Raw genomic sequence first — 19,559 nt, 5'->3', positions numbered from 1 at the left:
ACGTCATCCGTACCCCACCCCCTCGTACCGTTCAGGAGGACTTCGTACGGAACTTGTGGATCGCGACGGGCGCCATGACCACCGTGATCGCCACCGTCCAGATCAGCGTCCACGTCAGCCCGTGCGTGAGCGGGCCGCCGTTGCACAGCGCCCGCGAGGCGTCGGCGAGCGTCGAGATCGGGTTGTAGTCGGTGAAGGCCTGGAGCCAGCCCGGCATCGTCGACGTCGGCGTGAAGATCGAGGAGCCGAACTGGAGCGGCATCATCACGAGGAAGCCCATCGCCTGGATGGCCTGCGCGCTCTTCATCGTCACGCCGAGCGTCAGGAAGATCCACATGAGCGAGGAGCCGAAGAGGATCGACAGGCCGATCGAGGCGAAGAGCCCCGGCACGTTCGAGACCGAGAGCCCGAGGGCGAATCCGACCGCGAGCAGGACGCCCACCGCGATGATGAGCCGCAGGATCTCGACCATGATCTTGGCGATGAGGACCGAGGACCTGGCGATCGGCAGACTTCGGAAGCGGTCCATCACGCCGGTCTGGAAGTCCTGGTTGAAGCCGGTCCCCACGCCGGTCGCCATGTTCATGCCCATCATTGCCATGAGGCCGGGGACGACGTAGTTCACGTACTCCTGCTGGTTGCCCTTGCCCGCGATCGCGCCGCCGAAGACGTAGACGAAGAGCAGCGTGAAGACGAGCGGCATCAGGATGGCGTCGAACATCGACTCCGGGTCCTGCTTGATCCACAGGATGTTGCGGCGGGTCAGCGCCCCGATGTGCCGCAGGTGGGCGCGGAGCCCGATCTTCGCCTCGCCCACGACGGGGGCGGGCGAGGGCGAGGGCGCGGTGAGGGTGGCGGTGCTCATGCCGAGACCTTCTCTCGTACGGGGGCGGTGGCGCCGTCCTGCGGCTGCTCCTGGTCGGTGTGGGTGGCCTTCTGGCCGGTGAGCGAGAGGAAGACCTCGTCGAGGCTCGGCAGCTCGGTGCGCAGGTCGGCGAGGGCCACGCCCTTCTCGGCGAGCAGTCCTATGACCGCGGTGAGCTGTTCGTCGGCGAGCAGCGGGACGAGGACGCTGCCGCTCTCCGGGTCGAGCGCCGGAGTGGCGAGCCCCGTGAGGCCGCTCTCCTCCACGAGCCGGGCCACCTCGGGCAGCGCGCCCCGGTCGGCCGGGCGCACGCGCAGCACACGGCCGCCGACGCGGGACTTGAGCTCGTCGATCGCGCCCTCGGCGACGACCCGCCCGCGGTCGATGACGGTCAGCTCGCTCGCGAGCTGCTCGGCCTCCTCCATGTACTGCGTGGTGAGCAGCACGGTCACGCCGTCGCCGACCATGCTCTGCACCTCGCTCCACACCTCCTGGCGGGTGCGCGGGTCGAGACCCGTGGTGGGCTCGTCCAGGTAGAGCACGGCGGGCCGGCCGATCATCGACGCGGCGAGGTCGAGGCGGCGCCGCATCCCGCCGGAGTACGTGCCCGCCACGCGCTTCGCCGCCTCGGTGAGCGAGAACCGTTCGAGCAGCTCGTCGGCCCGCCGCCGCGCCTCGGCACGGCTCAGGTCGAGCAGCCGCCCGATCAGGTACAGGTTCTCGCGCCCCGAGAGCTTCGCGTCGACCGAGGCGTACTGGCCCGTGAGGCCGATCCTGCGGCGCAGCTCCTTCGGCTGCCGCAGGACGTCGATGCCCGCCACGGTCGCGGAGCCCGCGTCGGGGACGAGCAGGGTGGACAGGCAGCGCACGAGGGTCGTCTTGCCCGCGCCGTTGGGGCCGAGTACCCCGAGCACGGTGCCGCGGCGGACATCGAGGTCCACGCCGTCGAGTGCCCTGGTGCTGCCGAAGTGCTTCTTCAGACCGCGGACCGAGACGGCGATGTCCCCGCCGTCCCGCCGCCCCTTCGGTGCGTTCGTCGTATCGATTCGCGTCATGGCAACCACCCTGACAGCCGCCACCGACAAGCCGCCCACAACTCACCTACACGCCTCTGACCTGCGAAAAGAGGCGATCTGTCGGTGTCGTGCAGGGGGTGGGGGGCGCACGTGCGAGCGCATGCGCCCCGGTGCGGCCCGGACGAAGGGGCCGGCCCCGCGGGAGAACCCGCCGGACCGGCCCCGGTCGTGTCACCGCGCCGCCTGGGGCGTCAGTGCACCTCGTGCTCCGCGGCGGGGAAGGCGCCCCCCGCGACCTCGGAGGCGAACGTACGGGCCGCGTCGCCGAGGAGGCCGCGCAGATCCGCGTACTGCTTCACGAAGCCCGGCACCTTGCCGCCCGTGAGCCCCATCATGTCCGTCCACACCAGGACCTGCGCGTCCGTCGCCGCGCCGCCGCCGATGCCGACGGTCGGGATGGCGAGCGTGCGCGTGACCTCGGCGGCCAGCTCGGCCGGGACGAGTTCGAGCACGACGGCGAAGGCGCCCGCGTCCTGCACGGCCTTCGCGTCGCGAAGCAGCTGGGCGGCCGCCTCCTCGCCGCGCCCCTGCACCCGGTACCCCATCGCGTTCACGGACTGCGGGGTGAGCCCGATGTGGCCCATGACGGGGATACCCGCCTCGACGAGCGTCCTGATCTGCTCGTGCGAGCGCTCGCCGCCCTCCAGCTTCACGGCGCCGACCCCGGCGTCCTTGACCAGGCGCATCGCCGAGCGCAGCGCCTGCTTCGGGCCCTCCTGGTACGAGCCGAAGGTGAGGTCGCCGACGATCAGGGCCCGCTTGGTGCCCCGTACGACGGCGGCGGAGAGCATCGCCATCTCGTCGAGCGTCACGGGCACCGTCGAGTCGTAGCCGAGGTGACAGTTGCCCATCGAGTCCCCCACGAGGAGGACGGGGATGCCGCTCTCGTCGAAGACGGACGCGGTCATGGCGTCGTAGGCGGTGAGCATCGCCCACTTCTCGCCGCGCTCCTTGGCGCGGGCGATGTCGTGCACGGTGACCCTGCGGCGCACGGCCTTGCCGTACAGGGTCCCTGTGGGAGTTTCTGACTGTGCGCGGGCAGCGGAAAGCTCGCTCATCACGCGGCTCCTTCTGGTCATCTCGAAGCGCCCTTGCGGCGTCCCCGGATTCACTCCTCATGGTGACACCTCGCACGCGAAACCGGAAAGAGGGGGAGTGGTCCGGCACGCACAAAAGGCACAGCCCGCACCCAACCAGGAACTCCCGCCCGGCGCCCTCGCGTCCCCACTCCACACAGGTCCGCCGTGGCGGCGGGCAGGGCTCCCTTCATCCCCTAGGGTCAGGGGCGGAACGGGTGCACGGTGGTCAGTGAGGCGGCGGAATGGCGCAGGCATACAAGGCGGAAACGGGCAGTGAGGGACAGCGCCCCGAAGGGCTGCGCGGCCGGATGCGCTTCGTGGGCCGCCGCACAGGGGCACCGGGCGGCGGAAGGTTCGCCGGGATGTGGCGGCGCGGCATCGTGCTCGCCGTGCTCGCGCTCGCCCTCGCGGGCCTCATGCTCGTCCACGCCCACGTCCCCAACCGCGTCGGGAACCTCGGCAGCCTCCTGGAGACCTTCCTCCCGTGGTTCGGGCTCCTCGTCCCCGTCCTCCTCGTCCTCGCGCTCGTACGGCGCTCGGCGACCGCGCTCCTCGCCCTCGTGCTGCCCGTGGCGGTGTGGCTCAATCTGTTCAGCGGTCTCGTCCTCGGCCACGACCAGTCGCGCGGCGACCTCACCGTCGTCACCCACAACGTCAACGCCGAGAACGGCGACCTTCCCGGCACCGTCCGCACCCTCGTCGGCTCCGGCGCCCAGCTCCTCGCCCTGGAGGAGCTGACCGATCAGGCAGCGCCCCGCTACGCGAGCGCCCTCAAGGCCGCGTACCCGTACCACGTCACCAAGGGCACGGTCGGCCTCTGGAGCAAGTACCCGCTGCGCGGCACGAAGCCCGTCGATCTCCAACTGGGCTGGGAGCGCGCCCTGCGCACGACCGCCGAGACCCCCAGGGGCCCCGTCGCGGTCTTCGTGGCGCACCTGCCCTCGGTCCGCGTCAAGCTCGACACCGGTTTCGTCGCGGGGCAGCGCGACCGCAGCGCCGAGGCGCTCGGCAAGGCGATCCGCGAGGAACCGCTCACCAACAAGCTCCTCGTCGGCGACCTCAACGGCACGATGAACGACCGCGCGCTCTCCCCCGTGACCTCGCAGCTCCGCTCCACCCAGGGCGCCGCGGGCAAGGGCTTCGGCTTCAGCTGGCCCGCCGGCTTCCCGATGGCCCGCATCGACCAGATCCTCGTCGGCGGCGCGGAACCGGTCTCCTCCTGGACCCTCCCGCGCACCGGCTCCGACCACCTCCCGGTGGCGGCGTCGATCCGCCTGGCGAGCACGAGCTGAGCGGCCCGCCCGCGGCGGTACCGGGCGCGGGACGGGCGACGGGACGCCGCCGGGCGACGGGACGCCGACGGGCGCGGGACGCCGACGGGCGCGGTGGGCGGCCCGTGCGCGGCACGTGGCCGTGGTCCCGGGCGGTACGTGGCCCCGGGGCGTCCGCCCGCGGTGCCCGCGAGCGCGCGTCCCGTCCCCGTACCGCCGCCACCCGCGTACGCGCAGGGGGCCGCGCCCACCGGACGCGGCCCCCTGCCCGACGGTTCCCCGGGGCTCAGGTCCCCGAGTTCTCCCGCCACCGGTTCGTGATCGGCATCCGCCGGTCCTTGCCGAAGCCCTTCGCGGAGATCTTCGTCCCCGGCGGGTACTGGCGCCGCTTGTACTCGGCGTTGTCGACCATGCGCAGCACGCGCGCGACGACCTCGGGGTCGAAACCTGCCGCGACGATCGCGTCCGAGCCCTGGTCCCTGTCGACGTACATCGCGAGGATGCGGTCGAGCACGTCGTAGTCGGGGAGCGAGTCCGTGTCGACCTGGCCGGGGCGCAGCTCCGCGCTCGGCGGCTTCGCGATCGTGTTCTCGGGGATCGGCGGGGTCTCGCCGCGCTGCTCGGCCGCCTGGTTGCGCCAGCGCGCGAGCTGGAAGACCTGCGACTTGTAGACGTCCTTGATCGGGCCGTAGGCGCCGACCGCGTCCCCGTAGAGCGTCGAGTAGCCGACCGCCAGCTCCGACTTGTTGCCGGGCGCGAGGACGATCTGCCCCTCCTGGTTCGAGATGCCCATGAGCGTCGTGCCGCGCAGCCGCGCCTGGAGGTTCTCCTCGGCGAGCCCCGTGAAGCCGAGCGCGTCCATGTAGGCGTCGAACATGGGGGCGATCGGCGCGGAGCGGTAGTGCAGCCCGGTGCGCGCGGCGAGATCGGCCGCGTCGTCCTTGGAGTGCTCCGATGAGTACTTCGACGGCATCGAGACCCCGTACACGTGCTCCGCGCCGATCGCGTCGCAGGCGATCGCCGCGGTGAGCGCGGAGTCGATGCCGCCGGAGAGCCCGATGAGGACGGTGCGGAAACCGTTCTTCCTCACGTACGCGCGCAGCCCCGTGACGAGCGCCCCGTACACCTCCTCGGCGTCCTCCAGGCGCTCGGCGTACTCGCCGGTGTACTCCGGCTCGTACGCGGGCAGGGGCGTGGGCGAGATCGTGACGTGCTCGATGCGCAGCCCGTCGTGGACGGTCCCGGCGGGCTCCTCGGGCGGCGCGGGCGGCAGGTCCAGGTCGAGCAGGAAACAGCCCTCGGTGAACTGCGGGGCACGCGCGAGGACGGAGCCGTCCTTGTCGACGACGATCGAGTCGCCGTCGAAGACCAGCTCGTCCTGCCCGCCGGACATCGCCACGTACGCGGTCGTGCAGCCCGCCTCCTGGGCGCGCTTGCGGACCAGGTCCAGGCGCGTGTCGTCCTTCTCGCGCTCGTACGGGGACGCGTTGATGCTCAGCAGCAGCCCGGCACCCGCCGCGCGGGTCGCCGGCACGCGCCCGCCGTCCTGCCACAGGTCCTCGCAGATGGCGAGGGCCACGTCGACGCCGTGCACGCGCACGACGGGCAGCGTGTCACCGGGCACGAAGTAGCGGAACTCGTCGAAGACGCCGTAGTTCGGCAGGTGGTGCTTGGCGAAGCGGAGCACGACGCGGCCCTGGTGCAGCACGGCGGCGGCGTTGCGCGGAGACCCCGCGGGCATCCCGTAACGGTGCTGGTCCGTTTCGCTGCGGTCCAGGTAGCCGAGGACGACGGGCAGCCCGCCGAGCCCCTCGTCGACGAGGCGGGTGGCGAGCGCGCGCAGCGCGGAGCGGCTGGCGTCCACGAAGGTGGAGCGCAGCGCGAGGTCCTCCACGGGGTAGCCGGTCAGCACCATCTCGGGGAAGGCGACCAGATGGGCGCCCCGCTCCGCGGCGTGCCGGGTCCATTGCACGACCGAGTCCGCGTTGCCGGCGAGATCGCCGACGACGGCGTCGATCTGATTCAGGGCGAGACGTAGTTGAGGCACGGTCGCCAGTGTAATCGTCTCTCTGACGCGATGTGGGGGAGGGGCGGGGCCGTACGGGTGCGGGGCCGTGTCCCGGCCGGTCACCGCTCCGCCGCCGTTTGCCGATTTCGAGGCATTTTCGGCGCAATCCGTGGCGTGTCCTTTACCCCGCCTTGGGCCGGTACGCGAGGGTGGCGCCGTTTCCTGCGGGCGCGTCGGCCCCGTACCCGTATCCCCAAAGCCGGTGTGCTGTACGGGACTTGAGCGGGCCCGCGGGACCCGTGGGGGAGTGGGTCGACCCGGAAGGCACGCGTCCCCCACAATGGGCGCGGCCAGCCGTGCCCCCCGGGCCCTGTCGGCCGCGGTGTGCGGGCAATGCACTATGGCGGGAGCGGTTGCGCGGCGGGAGATCGTCCTTGTGTTCGCAACCTGCGGGAAACCGTGTGGTGGGATGCTCGTACGCCCAGGGCACGGCAACGGTGCAAGGCGGCTCGACCAGCAAGGATGGGTGGATATGAATAAGCAGCAGGAGTTCGTGCTCCGCACGCTTGAGGAGCGGGACATCCGCTTCGTGCGCCTGTGGTTCACCGATGTCCTCGGCTTCCTGAAATCCGTCGCCGTCGCGCCGGCCGAGCTGGAGCAGGCCTTCGACGAGGGCATCGGCTTCGACGGCTCCGCGATCGAGGGCTTCGCCCGGGTCTACGAGTCCGACATGATCGCCAAGCCCGACCCCGCCACCTTCCAGGTCCTGCCCTGGCGCGCCGAGGCCCCCGGCACCGCGCGCATGTTCTGCGACATCCTCATGCCGGACGGCTCGCCGTCCTTCGCCGACCCGCGCTACGTACTCAAGCGCGCGCTCGCCAAGGCGTCCGACCTCGGTTTCACCTTCTACACCCACCCCGAGATCGAGTTCTTCCTCCTCAAGGAGAAGCCGGTCGACGGCTCGCGCCCCACCCCCGCCGACAACTCCGGCTACTTCGACCACACCCCGCAGAACGTCGGCATGGACTTCCGCCGCCAGGCGATCACCATGCTGGAGTCGATGGGCATCTCGGTCGAGTTCAGCCACCACGAGGGCGCCCCCGGACAGCAGGAGATCGACCTCCGCTACGCCGACGCCCTCTCGACGGCGGACAACATCATGACGTTCCGCCTCGTCATGAAGCAGGTCGCGCTGGAGCAGGGCGTGCAGGCCACCTTCATGCCCAAGCCCTTCTCGGAGTTCCCCGGCTCGGGGATGCACAGCCACCTCTCCCTCTTCGAGGGCGACCGCAACGCCTTCTACGAGTCGGGCGCCGAGTACCAGCTCTCCAAGGTCGGCCGCTCCTTCATCGCGGGCCTGCTGCGCCACGCCGACGAGATCTCCGCCGTCACCAACCAGTGGGTCAACTCCTACAAGCGCATCTGGGGCGGCACGGAGCGTACGGCGGGCGCGGGCGGCGAGGCGCCCTCGTACATCTGCTGGGGCCACAACAACCGCTCCGCGCTCATCCGCGTCCCGATGTACAAGCCCGGCAAGACCGGCTCGGCCCGCGTCGAGGTCCGCTCCCTCGACTCCGGCGCCAACCCCTACCTCTCCTACGCGGTCCTGCTCGCCGCGGGCCTCAAGGGCATCGAGGAGGGCTACGAACTCCCCCCTGGCGCCGACGACGACGTCTGGGCCCTCTCCGACGCCGAACGCCGCGCGATGGGCATCGAACCCCTCCCCCAGAACCTCGGCGAGGCCATCGCCCTGATGGAACGCAGCGAACTCGTCGCGGAAACCCTGGGCGAACACGTCTACGACTTCTTCCTGCGCAACAAGAAGCAGGAGTGGGAGGAGTACCGCAGCGAGGTCACGGCCTTCGAGCTGAAGAAGAATTTGCCGGTGCTGTAGGCGCGCTTCGCGCCGCACGGCTCGCCCGCTGTGCGGCGCACGCCGCGGGCGGGCCGGACGGCTCAGGCGGCGGGGAGTTCGCCGAGGGCCGCGGCGAGGCCGAGGGCAGCGAGGGTCATGCCGTCCTCCATGCGGCCCTCGGCTGCCCACTGGCGGAGGCGGGCGTGCGGGAGCCACCGTGCCTCGGCCACCTCCGTAAGGTCCCGCACCGGTCCGGTGGCCTCGGTCACCTCGGCACGCACGACGGCGACCCGGCTCGTCAGTAGCCCCGAGTCCGGCGTCATGTACCCGAGCAGGCGCAGAGCCGCCGCCCGCGCGCCCATCTCCTCCAGCAGTTCGGCCCGCGCGGTCTCCAGGGGGTCGGCGTCCTGCGCGAACCCGCGCGGCAGTCCCCATTGCCAGGAGGCGACGGGGTACCGGTAGGTCCGTACGAGGCCGATGCGGTCACCGCGCACGGGAAGGACCACCACTCCCGGGCCCGGCCCGCGGTGCCGGATACGCAGGTAGCGGCCCGCCGTCCCGTCCCCGAAACGCACCTCGTCGTCGAAGACCTCGACATAGGGATTGCCGTACGCCAGGACTTCCCGGCTCCGCTGGATCTGGGCCCGTTCGGGCGGCTCGCTCACGGCGGTCAGCCTCTCACGACGGCGACGCGCCCCAGTGCGCGCGCCCTGCTGCGCGTGCCTCGCCTGTCCTTGACGATCCGGGTCGCCCGGCGCGCGAGCAGAGGGGCGACCGCCCCGAGGGCGGTGGCCGGGTACTCCAGCAAGCCGGGGAAGGACCACAGGGCGGTGGCGATGGCTGGGCCGACGGCTCCTGCCGAGGTCAGGCTGATCTCCACCAGCCCGCCCTCGGCGGGGCCTGCCGAGCCACCCTTGCCGAGGAGCCCGGCGACCCGGGCGAGGTGACGCTCCAGAGCGCGCTCGGCCGCGGCCGGTGTCGCTGCCGTCCGCAGGTCCTCCACCCCGGCCCAGAACGGTGGGGGCGTGCCACCGCGCGAGGGCCGCTCGGCCCGTGCCGCGAGCAGTCGTTCGAAGGCGGCCGTCGCCGTGTCGCGCAGTTCCCGCAGAGCGGCCCTGGCCCCGGGCTCGTCCGTGGCCCTGGTTCCGTCGATCCTCAATTCGAACAGGGGAAGGCCCTCGGACTGCTCCACCGAAGGCCGCTGGTGCGGCAGCCACGGCGGCAGGTCGGCTCGCAGCCGGTAGTGGGCGAGTGCGAGTTCCTGCGCGACGGCACGCGCGGCGACATCGCTCCCGCCCGCCGTGGTGAGGTCGGTGCTGAATGTCGCCTGTGCCGTGCCGATCGAGTCCACGACGACCGTGTTGTAGAGCGTGTCGACGAATTCCTGTACCAGCGCGAGCGGTTCGGCGCCGCCCACGATCTCCTCGGGGGTGCGGCCCGCCACATCGCCGGGCCAGGGGCGGTCCATGCGCACCGCGCTGCGCCCGCTGAAGCCGCGGGAGCCGATCGGGTCGAGGGCGCGCAGGGCGCGTTGGAGGATGGCGTGGGTCTCGCGGAAGGGCTCGGACAGTTCCTGCGCCGCCCGGCTCATCGCCGAGGACTCGTCGGCGGCGGCCGTGATGAGGGCAGCGAGGTCGGTGGGCACCGCGGGCGGCCGGGCACGCACCCGGGGGAGGGCGGCGAACTCGGCCCGTATCCGGGCCAGTGCCTCGGCTCGTTCGTCGCCGATCCAGTAGCTGTTGAGCAAGCGGTCCAGGCTGGAAGCGTCCGCCTGGACCTGGCCGGGGTCGAGCCCGTACTCCGCCGCGTGGTGCAGCTCCGGCAACAGGCCGCTGGACAGGGGGTGCCCGTCCGCCCGGGTGCGGTGCAGCATCGTCGCGACGGCTTCCTCGAAGGAGGCGGCCCGGTGGAGGTGCAGCCGAAGGGGGTGCTCGCGCGAGGCGACCCGGTCCCGCGCCTCCAGGACGCTGCTCGCCACACGCAGGAAACTCAGCGAGTCGAAGGCGTAGCTCTGCGGGATCACGAGGTCCAGGCCCAGGGCCAGCGTCGTGAAGACCTCCGTGAAGACCTGCAACTCGTGGTGCTCGCGCTGCCGTTCCTCCTCGGCACTCACTCCCCCCGGCCCCGGCCAGCGCATCCTTTGCGAGTCCAGCGATTCCAGGTAGTGCAGTGCCATCGCTTCCCCCTGCGGCGCTTACACGCGGTCGTCGTCGGCACCGTACCGCCGCAGCGTCGTCCCGTACCTGGGAAAGCGGGATGTGGGGCGGTGGCCAGTGGCGTGGCCCGCCCGCAGGGCGCGGCCGGAATCGACGGGCCGGGGCCACGGTGTGGGCTTCCGGGGGGCCATAGTGCGGGGAGCCGTGTGGGCTACCGGGGGCCACAGTGCGGGGAACCGCCTCTTGTCCGGCGAGGCCCCGTCGGTGTCCGGCTCAGCCGAAGACCCCCGCCATCGCCTGCATCGTTTCCGTGATCAGCTCGCGCGGGTCGTCCGTTTCGTCGCCGGCGATCCAGCGCTGCATGGCGAGGCGGATGGAGGCGAGGAAGGCGGCGCCGAGGCAGCCGGCTTCCAGGGGGGTGAGGCCGCCGCGGTCGGTGATGGCCTCGCGCAGGTCCGTTTCGAGTACGGCGTGGTTGGCGAGCTGGCGGGCGAGCAGGGTGGGGTGGCGCAGGGCGAGGCGGGTGCGGAGCGCGGTCTCGCGGTCGGGGGGTTCCTCGGTGGGGAAGCGGTCGACGACGGCGTTCGCGAGGGCCTGCCAGGGGGTCTCGCGGGCGGGGCGGGCGCGGAAGGCGAGGACGAGGGCCTTGATGTGCTGCTCCTCGCCCCAGAGGACCGCGTCCTCTTTCGCCGTGAAGTAGTTGGAGAAGGTCCGGCGCGAGATGCCCGCCGCGTCGGCGATCGCCTCCACGGTGACGTGCTCGAAACCGTGCTCGACCGCCAGATCCAGCGCCGCCTTGTGGACGGCTTCCCTGGTGGCGGCCTTCTTGCGCTCGCGCAGACCCACTGTGCTCTCCATGTCCATCCATCGTAGGGGACCCAGATTACGTGCTCAGTGTGCAAAATTGCTCAGTGCGCATGTATGGTGAACGCGTCAGCGCGGAGGCCCGTGGGCAGCGGGAAACCCGGGTGGCGCCCCGGGGCACCGCCCCCGCGACCGGCCCGGTCCGGTCCGTCCCCGTACCCCGTACTCCCGCGCACGTGAGCACCACACCCGTCCCGTACGCGCACGTACCTCCCGCACACCCGGGTACGCCCGTGCGCCCGTACATCCCCTACGTCCCACTCCCGCATCCCGGAGGTAGCGCGTGAGCGCCCAATCGGTGGCGGCGACGGAGTCCAGCGACTCCGCCCCCGTGGATCACCAGCACATCCTGCGGGCCCTCAGTGGCCTGCTCATCGTGCTGTTCGTCGCGATGATCAGTTCCACCGTCGTCTCGGTGGCGCTGCCCCAGATCATCGGCTCGCTCGGCGGCACCCAGTCGCAGTACACCTGGGTCGTCACGGCGACCCTGCTCGCCTCGACGGCGTCGACGCCGATCTGGGGCAAGCTCGCCGACCTCTTCAACAAGAAGCTGCTGCTCCAGATCGCGATCGGCATCTTCGTCGTCGCCTCGCTCGGCGCGGGCTTCGCGCAGAACACCGCGACACTCATCGGCTTCCGCGCGGTGCAGGGCCTCGGCATGGGCGCGCTCCAGGTGCTCGTGCAGGTGATCATCGCGGCGATGATCAGCCCGAAGGAGCGCGGCAGGTACAACGGCTACCTCGGCGCCGTCATGGCGGTCGCCACGGTCGGCGGGCCGCTGCTCGGCGGCGCGATCACCGACGTCGACTGGCTCGGCTGGCGCTGGTGCTTCTTCATCGCGCTGCCCTTCACCGTCGTCGCCTCGGTGATCCTCGCCCGCACCCTCCACCTGGAGGACGTCCGCCGCCCCGAGACGAAGGTCGACTACTGGGGCGCCTCGCTCATCGCGGCAGGCGTCAGCCTCCTGCTCCTGTGGGTCACCTTCGTCGACAACGACTTCGACTGGATCTCCTGGCAGACGGCCGCGATGCTCGCGGGCACGGTCGTCCTCCTCGGCGCGGCCGTCGCGGTCGAGTCGCGGGTCGCGCAGCCGGTCATCCCGCTGCACGTCATCAAGCGCCGCGACCCCGCGCTCGCCATCGTCGCGAGCCTCGCGGTCGGCATGGCGATGTTCGGCGGCGCGGTCTTCCTCGGCCAGTACTTCCAGATCGGACGGGGCAAGTCCCCGACGATCGCCGGACTGCTGACCATCCCGCTCATGGCCGGAGTGCTCCTCGCGTCGACGATCGCGGGCCGGCTCGTCTCGAAGACGGGCAAGGTCAAGCCGTACATCCTCGCGGGCACGGTGATCCTCGCGGGCGGCTTCTTCGGCCTCTCGACGGTCGACGCGCACACCTCGCTCGTCGTCGTCGGCGCGTGGATGTTCCTCGTCGGCACGGGCGTCGGCATGTCGATGCAGAACCTCGTCCTTGTCCTCCAGAACACCGTGCCGCTCCACGAACTCGGCGCGGCGAGCGGCGCCATCACCTTCTTCCGCTCCCTCGGCGGCACGATCGGCGTCTCCGTACTCGGCGCGGTGCTCGCGAACAGTGTGAGCGGCAGGATCGCGGACGGCCTCAAGCAACTCGGCGTCGACGGTGCGGCGGGCGGCGCGGGCGGCGGCAGCGGCACGCTGGACGTCAAGGGCATGCCGGCCCCGGTCCAGGAGGTGGTCCGCGGCGCCTACGGCGACGCGACGGGCCACATCTTCCTGATCGCCGCCTTCATCGCCCTCGTCGGCATCGTCGCCGCGGCCTTCCTCACCCCGGCGACCCTGCGCGACAGCGTCGATCTGGCCGAGGTCCCCCCGGCGGCAGCGGACGGTGCCACGGACACCGGCGGCGGTACGAGTCCGACGCCCCCTCCCGCCGACGCGGCCCCCGCGACCGGCCGGGGCCCCGACGAAGGACGCACGAAGACCCCGGTCTCGTAGCCGACGGACCGGCAGGGACCGGCACGGACACGGACCGGCAGGGACACGGACCGGCAGGGACACGGACCGGCAGGGACACGGACCGGCGGGGACCGGCACGATCGCAGGGGGCCACCCGGCACACGGACCGGGTGGCCCCCGCCCGTCGCGCGCCACCCCGACTACGCTCACCACCGTGGGCCCTGACCGGCAGGGTCACGGCAGGAGGGCGTGGCGATGACCGTCCCGAGCGGGCGCAGGAGCAGTACCTTCACGCGGCTGCTGCGGTACGGGTTCGTCGATCCCTCGCACGCCGAGAAGCTCCTCGGCGAGGACGCCCTCGCCGCCGTGCGCTCCGACCCCGTACTGCTCGACGCGCTCGGAGCGGCCGCCGACCCCGATCTCGCGCTGCTCGGCCTCGTACGGCTCGCCGAGGCGCAGCCCGACGAGGAGGCGCGGCGCACCCTGCTCCTCACGCTCGTGTCCGCGAAGCCGCTGCGCGACCGGCTCCTCGGCGTGCTCGGCGCCTCCGAGGCCCTCGCCGACCACCTCGCACGCCACCCGGAGGACTGGAAGACCCTCGTCCGGTACGAGTCGAGCGATCTGCACCCCGATGTCGCCGAGTTCGAGCGCGGCCTCGCCGACGTCACCGACCCCGTCTCGCTCCGCGTCGCCTACCGCCGCTGCCTCCTGTCGATCGCCGCGCGCGACGTCACGGGGACCACCGACGTCAGCGAGACCGCCGCCGAACTCGCCGACCTCGCCACCGCGACGCTGCGCACCGCGCTGCGCCTCGCCCAGGAGGCCGCACCCGAGGACGCCGCCGTGTGCCGCCTCGCCGTCATCGCGATGGGCAAGTGCGGTGGCCACGAGCTGAACTACGTCTCCGACGTCGACGTCATCTACGTCGGCGAACCCGCGCACGACGGCGTCGACGAGGGCGAGGCGATCCGCGCGGCGACCCGCCTGGCCGCGCACCTCATGCGCATCTGCTCCGAGACCACCGTCGAGGGCACCATCTGGCCCGTCGACGCCAACCTCCGCCCCGAGGGCCGCAACGGCCCCCTCGTGCGCACCCTCTCCAGCCACCTCGCCTACTACCACCGCTGGGCCAAGACCTGGGAGTTCCAGGCGCTGTTGAAGGCCCGTCCCGTCGCGGGCGACCTCGCCCTCGGCCAGGAGTACGTGGACGCCCTCGCGCCCCTCGTATGGCAGGCGTCCGAGCGCGAGAACTTCGTCACCGACACGCAGCGCATGCGCCGCCGCGTCATCGACGCCATCCCCGCCGCCGAGGCCGAACGCGAACTCAAACTCGGGCCGGGCGGCCTGCGCGACGTCGAGTTCGCCGTCCAGCTCCTCCAGCTCGTCCACGGCCGCACCGACACGAGCCTGCGCAGCCCCACGACCCTCGCCGCGCTCGCCGAACTCGCCGACGGCGGCTACATCGGCCGCACCGACGCCTTCCAGCTCGACGAGGCCTACCGCTTCCTGCGCTCCCTCGAACACCGCATCCAGCTCTTCAAGCTGCGCCGCACCCACCTCGTCCCCGAGGACGAGGCCGACCTGCGCCGCCTCGGCCGCTCCCTCGGCCTGCGCACCGAACCGATCACCTCACTCCTCAAGGAGTGGAAGCGCCACTCGGGCGCGGCCCGCCGCATCCACGAAAAGCTGTTCTACCGCCCCCTCCTCGACGCCGTCGCCCACCTCGCCCCCGGCGAAGCCGGACTGAGCCCCGCGGCCGCCCGCGACCGCCTCGTCGCCCTCGGCTACGCCGACCCCGCCGCCGCCCTGCGCCACCTCGAAGCCCTCACCAACGGCGTCTCGCGCCGCGCGGCCATCCAGCGCACCCTGCTGCCCGTCCTCCTCGCCTGGTTCGCCGACTCCGCCGACCCCGACGCGGGACTCCTCAACTTCCGCAAGGTCTCCGACGCCCTCGGCAAAACCCCCTGGTACCTGCGCCTGCTCCGCGACGAGGGCGCCGCCGCCGAGAACCTCGCCCGCGTCCTGTCCGCGGGGCGCCTCGCCCCGGACCTGCTCCTGCGCGCCCCCGAGGCCGTCGCCCTCCTCGGCGACCCGGCGGGACTCGACCCGCGCCCCCTCGCCCAGCTCGAACAGGAGATCCTCGCCGCCGTCGGGCGCGCCGAGACCCCCGAGGCCGGAGTCGTCGCCGCGCGCGGAGTGCGCCGCCGCGAGCTGTTCCGTACCGCGGCGGCAGACCTCATCGGCTCGTACGGGACCGAGGACAACCCGGCCGAGGAGGACCACGGCGCGCTCGTCGACCGCGTCGGCTCCGCCGTCTCCGACCTCACGGCGGCGACCCTCGCGGGCACCCTGCGCGCCGTCGTCCGCGCCGGGTGGGGCGAGGAACTGCCCACGCGCTTCGCCGTCATCGGCATGGGCCGCTTCGGCGGCCACGAACTCGCCTACGGCTCCGACGCCGACGTCCTCTTCGTCCACGCGCCCCGCGAAGGCGTCGACGAGGCCGAGGCGGCCCGCGCGGCGAACGCCGTCGTCGCCGAGATGCGCCGCCTCCTCCAGCTCCCCAGCGCCGACCCGCCCCTGCTCATCGACACCGACCTGCGGCCCGAGGGCCGCAACGGCCCCCTCGTGCGCACCCTCAGCTCCTACGCCGCCTACTACCGCCGCTGGTCGCAGACCTGGGAGGCCCAGGCCCTCCTGCGCGCCGAGCCCGTCGCGGGCGACCCCGAACTCGGCCGCGCCTTCACCGAACTCATCGCCCCGCTCCGCTACCCCGCCGAAGGCATCAGCGAGGACGCCGTACGGGAGATCCGCCGCCTCAAGGCCCGCATGGAGGCCGAACGCGTCCCGCGCGGCCAGGACCCCAACCTCCACACCAAGCTCGGACGCGGTGGCCTCTCCGACGTCGAGTGGACCGTCCAGCTCCTCCAGCTCCGCCACGGCCACCACGAGCCCGGACTGCGCACGACCCGCACCCGCCAAGCACTCGCCGCGGCCTTCGAGGCGGACCTCCTCGACCAGGAACAGGCCCGCGTCCTCGACGAGGCGTGGGTCCTCGCCGCGCGCGTGCGCAACGCGGTCATGCTCGTACGCGGCCGGGCCGGCGACACCTTCCCGAGCGACACCCGCGAACTCGGCGCCGTGAGCCGCTACCTGGGCTACGAGGCAGGGCACGCCGGGGACATGCTGGAGGACTACCGGCGCACGACCCGCCGCGCACGCGGCGTGGTGGAGGAGCTGTTCTACGGGGCGGCGCTGTGAGCACGCCCCCGCACGGGGACAGGGCCCGCGCCCGTACCGGCACAGGGCCCGCCACCGTACGGGGGCGGGTCTGTCAGCGGGAGACCCGTGCGGCCTGCGTCGCCCCCGCAGCGCGCAAACGGGAGCCTCTGCCCGGTGACGTGATCAGCCGGGGCAGCGCGTAGGGCAGCTTCCCGTACCAGAGCGAGGCGACGGCGAAGCCGAAGGCGAGGCAGACGAGGCCGCCGACCGCGTCGAGCCAGAAGTGATTCGCCGTCGCCACGATGACCGTCAGCGTCGCCATCGGGTAGAGCGCCCCGAGGATCTTCGCCCACGGCGTCTTCGCGAGCGCGATGATCGTCAGGCCCGCCCACGTCGACCAGCCGATGTGCATCGAGGGCATCGCCGCGTACTGGTTCGACACGTGCTTGAGGTTGCCCGAGGCCATCGAGCCCCACGTCTCGTGCACGAGAACGGTGTCGATGAAATGGGTGTTCGCCATGAGACGCGGCGGCGCGAGCGGATACAGGTAGTAGCCGAGCAGCGCCGCGCCCGTCGTCGCGAAGAGTACGAGGCGCGCCGCCGCGTACCGCCCCGGGTGCCACTTGAAGAGCCAGACCAGCACGCCGAGCGTCACGATGAAGTGGAGCGTCGCGTAGTAGTAGTTCATGCCCACGATCAGCCACGTGACCTTGTCGATCGCGTGGTTGACGGACTGCTCGAAGGCCATGCCCAGATCGTGCTCCACGCGCCAGATCCAGTCCGCGTGCCGCAGCGCCTCGGCGCGCTGCTCCGGAACCGCGTTGCGGATCAGCGAGTACACCCAGTAACTGAGGCCGATGAGGAGGATCTCGAACCAGAGCCGGGGCCGCTTCGGGGTGCGCAGGCGCCGCACCGTGCGGCGCACGGCGGTGGGGCGATCGGGCTCGTCCGTCGCGGGTGAGGAGGCGGCCGGTTCATGGCCTTCCATCGGTGTCACAGTCATCTCACCCATGAGCAGAGAGTCTGCCAGAATCCGGCACGAATCCTGATCATCCCTCCGGTCGGCCTCGCCCCCCGTCTTCTCCGCCTGGAGGAGGAGAGCCGCGCGGAGGGACTCAGGGAAAACCCCGAGCCGACCCCTCTGCTCCCTCCCTCCCCACCAGGAGCCCCCGCTACGCCTTCTCCTCCTCTCCTTCCCCTCCCTTCCTCCTGTTCCTCTCCTCCTACTCCTCGCTCGCCCACCACCCGCACGTCTCCCCGGGCAGCACCACGCGTCCGCCTGCCGTGTCCACCGGGCCCGAGGCGAGCAGCGGGCGGCCCGGCAGGTCGAGCACGACCTCAGCGGGGCGGGTGTTCAGGGCGCACAGCAGCCCGGGCCGCGCGAAGAGCAGGACGCCCTCGGGCGCCGCGCGCCACTCCATCCCGCCGTCGCCCAGGCCGGGCAGCTCACGCCGCAGCGCGAGCGCGGCGCGGTACAGCTCCAGCGTCGATGCCGGGTCCCCGCGCTGCGCCTCCACGCTGAGCCCCCGCCACGCGGGCGGCTGCGGCAACCAGGAACCACCGGGCCCGAAACCGTACGGTGGCGCCTCGCCCGACCACGGCAGCGGCACCCGGCAGCCGTCCCGCATCCCCTCCTGCCCCGTCGCCTCCGTCTCCGGGAGCCCCGCCGCATCGGGCGCGCCCGGCAGCCCGGCTCCGTCCCCCGCGAGCGTCCTGCCCCGGAAGTAGGCGGGGTCCTGCCGTACCTCCTCCGGCAGGTCGAGCACCTCGGGCAGCCCCAGCTCCTCGCCCTGGTACACGTACACCGAGCCGGGCAGCGCGAGCGTGAGCAGCGCCGCCGCCCGCCCTCGGCGCAGCCCGCGCGCCGGGTCGCCCTCCGCGTACCGCGTCGTGTGCCGCACGACGTCGTGGTTGGAGAGCACCCACGTCGTCGTCGCCCCGACCGCACCCGTCGCGCCGAGCGAGGCGTCGATCACCTCGCGCAGCGCCCCTGCCTCCCAAGGGGCCAGCACGTACTGGAAGTTGAACGCCTGGTGCGCCTCGTCGGCCCGTACGTACAGCGCCAGGCGCTCGGAGGTCGGCGCCCAGGCCTCCGCGACCTCGATGCGCTGGCCCGGGTAGGAGTCGAGGAGCGAGCGCCAGGAGCGGTGGATCTCGTGCACGCCGTCCTGGTCGAAGAACGGCAGGACCTCGGTGTTGAGCATGCGGGCCTGTCCGGCCCGGCCGACATCGGGGAGCCCGGGTGCCTTGACCATCCCGTGCGCCACGTCCACGCGGAAACCGTCGACGCCGAGGTCGAGCCAGAAACGCAGCACGTCCTCGAACTCGGCGCGCACGGCCGGGTGTTCCCAGTTCAGGTCGGGCTGCTCGGGCGCGAACAGGTGCAAGTACCAGGCCCCGTCGGGCAGGCGGCTCCAGGCCGGGCCGCCGAAGACCGACTCCCAGTCGTTGGGCGGCAGTTCACCGTGCGCGCCGCGCCCGGGGCGCAGGACGTAGTACGCGCGCTCGGGCGCCGTGGGCGAGGCGCGCACGGCGCGGAACCACGGATGCTGCTCGGAGGTGTGGTTCGGGACGACGTCGACGATGACGCGCAGCCCGTGCCTGTGCGCCTCGGCGATGAGCGCCGCGGCGTCCGCGAGGTCGCCGAAGAGCGGGTCGACCGCGCGGTAGTCGGCGACGTCGTAACCGCCGTCCGCCTGCGGCGAGGCGTAGAACGGTGTGAGCCACACCGCGTCGACCCCGAGTCCCGCGAGATACGGCAAGCGGCTCGTCACCCCGCGCAGGTCACCGATCCCGTCCCCGTCGCTGTCCGCGAAGGACCGTACGTACACCTGGTAGATGACGGCGTCCCGCCACCAGGCGGGGGCGGGGGTGCGGACGGCGCCGGGGGCGGGGTCCTGCGGCATGGCGGGCCTTTCTCTGCTGACCGGTACGGGGACGGGCTGACGAGTACGGACACGGGCGGCGCCCGGCGGCGGCTGGGGGAGGAGAACGGGCCGCCGGGCACCTGTCACGGTCATACCCGAGCGGCGGACGTACCCACACGGACTGACATACAACGTCATGAATTGGCAGCTTCGTGCCAGCCGCGTGCTCTTTCGCGACTCGCTCAGGTCCCTGGCTGACCGCTCCGGCCCGCAGCTGACCGCTCGGACACGCGACCGGACTGTCACGACACTGCCACTGGACTGCCCCCAGACTGCCAACGACGCCTGATCGCCCGCGTCTTGGGC

13 protein-coding genes are annotated in these 19,559 nt (G+C 72.3%); 4 read left to right on the top strand and 9 right to left on the bottom strand.

The annotated features are described in order from the left end of the window. Positions 1-31: 31 nt before the first annotated feature. The 3 genes from ACQYWQ_RS07060 to panB form a co-directional block, all read right to left on the bottom strand. Positions 32-865, bottom strand: a complete 834-nt coding sequence (locus ACQYWQ_RS07060; RefSeq protein WP_431033056.1) for an ABC transporter permease — start codon at positions 863-865, stop codon at positions 32-34. Further along, positions 862-1,920: an ATP-binding cassette domain-containing protein gene (locus tag ACQYWQ_RS07055; protein ID WP_431033055.1), complete on the bottom strand. Its 1,059-nt coding sequence runs from the start codon at positions 1,918-1,920 to the stop codon at positions 862-864. Before ACQYWQ_RS07055 ends, ACQYWQ_RS07060 begins: the two co-directional genes overlap by 4 nt. A 212-nt stretch (positions 1,921-2,132) precedes the next feature. Continuing rightward, the gene (panB, locus tag ACQYWQ_RS07050; protein WP_431033054.1) at positions 2,133-2,999 is read right to left on the bottom strand and encodes a 3-methyl-2-oxobutanoate hydroxymethyltransferase; all 867 of its coding nucleotides are present in this window, start codon (positions 2,997-2,999) and stop codon (positions 2,133-2,135) included. Between the two features lie 383 nt (positions 3,000-3,382). Here panB and ACQYWQ_RS07045 point away from each other — a divergent pair, with 383 nt between their 5' ends. Continuing rightward, positions 3,383-4,312, top strand: coding sequence for an endonuclease/exonuclease/phosphatase family protein (locus ACQYWQ_RS07045; RefSeq protein ID WP_431039087.1), 930 nt, complete (start codon positions 3,383-3,385; stop codon positions 4,310-4,312). 265 nt (positions 4,313-4,577) lie between these two features. Here the strand turns inward: ACQYWQ_RS07045 and ACQYWQ_RS07040 are convergent, their stop codons facing one another. Beyond that, entirely contained in the window at positions 4,578-6,338 is a 1,761-nt protein-coding gene (locus ACQYWQ_RS07040) for an NAD+ synthase (RefSeq protein ID WP_431033053.1), read from the bottom strand. Between the two features lie 493 nt (positions 6,339-6,831). Between ACQYWQ_RS07040 and ACQYWQ_RS07035 the strand changes: the two genes are divergently transcribed. Beyond that, complete coding sequence (locus ACQYWQ_RS07035; RefSeq protein WP_009064627.1) at positions 6,832-8,193, top strand: glutamine synthetase family protein; 1,362 nt, start codon at positions 6,832-6,834, stop codon at positions 8,191-8,193. Between the two features lie 62 nt (positions 8,194-8,255). Here the strand turns inward: ACQYWQ_RS07035 and ACQYWQ_RS07030 are convergent, their stop codons facing one another. The 3 genes from ACQYWQ_RS07030 to ACQYWQ_RS07020 all read right to left on the bottom strand — a co-directional run bounded on the left by ACQYWQ_RS07030 (position 8,256) and on the right by ACQYWQ_RS07020 (position 11,168). Next, complete coding sequence (locus ACQYWQ_RS07030; RefSeq protein WP_431033052.1) at positions 8,256-8,819, bottom strand: NUDIX hydrolase; 564 nt, start codon at positions 8,817-8,819, stop codon at positions 8,256-8,258. A 5-nt stretch (positions 8,820-8,824) separates the two neighbouring features. Continuing rightward, entirely contained in the window at positions 8,825-10,330 is a 1,506-nt protein-coding gene (locus tag ACQYWQ_RS07025) for a hypothetical protein (RefSeq protein WP_431033051.1), read from the bottom strand. A gap of 253 nt (positions 10,331-10,583) precedes the next feature. After that, positions 10,584-11,168, bottom strand: coding sequence for a TetR/AcrR family transcriptional regulator (locus tag ACQYWQ_RS07020; protein ID WP_431033050.1), 585 nt, complete (start codon positions 11,166-11,168; stop codon positions 10,584-10,586). Between the two features lie 289 nt (positions 11,169-11,457). Between ACQYWQ_RS07020 and ACQYWQ_RS07015 the strand changes: the two genes are divergently transcribed. Both ACQYWQ_RS07015 and ACQYWQ_RS07010 read left to right on the top strand, forming a co-directional pair. Beyond that, entirely contained in the window at positions 11,458-13,146 is a 1,689-nt protein-coding gene (locus ACQYWQ_RS07015) for an MDR family MFS transporter (protein WP_431033048.1), read from the top strand. A 216-nt stretch (positions 13,147-13,362) separates the two neighbouring features. Next, complete coding sequence (locus ACQYWQ_RS07010; protein WP_431033047.1) at positions 13,363-16,365, top strand: bifunctional [glutamine synthetase] adenylyltransferase/[glutamine synthetase]-adenylyl-L-tyrosine phosphorylase; 3,003 nt, start codon at positions 13,363-13,365, stop codon at positions 16,363-16,365. Positions 16,366-16,438: 73 nt separating this feature from the next. Here the strand turns inward: ACQYWQ_RS07010 and ACQYWQ_RS07005 are convergent, their stop codons facing one another. Both ACQYWQ_RS07005 and ACQYWQ_RS07000 read right to left on the bottom strand, forming a co-directional pair. Beyond that, positions 16,439-17,338 (bottom strand): phosphatase PAP2 family protein, encoded by a 900-nt coding sequence (locus ACQYWQ_RS07005; RefSeq protein ID WP_431033045.1) that lies wholly within the window; start codon positions 17,336-17,338, stop codon positions 16,439-16,441. Positions 17,339-17,549: 211 nt separating this feature from the next. Continuing rightward, a complete protein-coding gene (locus tag ACQYWQ_RS07000; RefSeq protein ID WP_431033044.1) occupies positions 17,550-19,232 on the bottom strand; it encodes a glycoside hydrolase family 13 protein in 1,683 nt (560 codons plus the stop codon). Positions 19,233-19,559 lie beyond the last annotated feature (327 nt).

It is taken from the genome of Streptomyces sp. P6-2-1, from assembly GCF_050613165.1.
In the GTDB taxonomy this organism is placed as follows: domain Bacteria; phylum Actinomycetota; class Actinomycetes; order Streptomycetales; family Streptomycetaceae; genus Streptomyces.
This window is presented reverse-complemented; position numbering and strand designations above follow the sequence as displayed.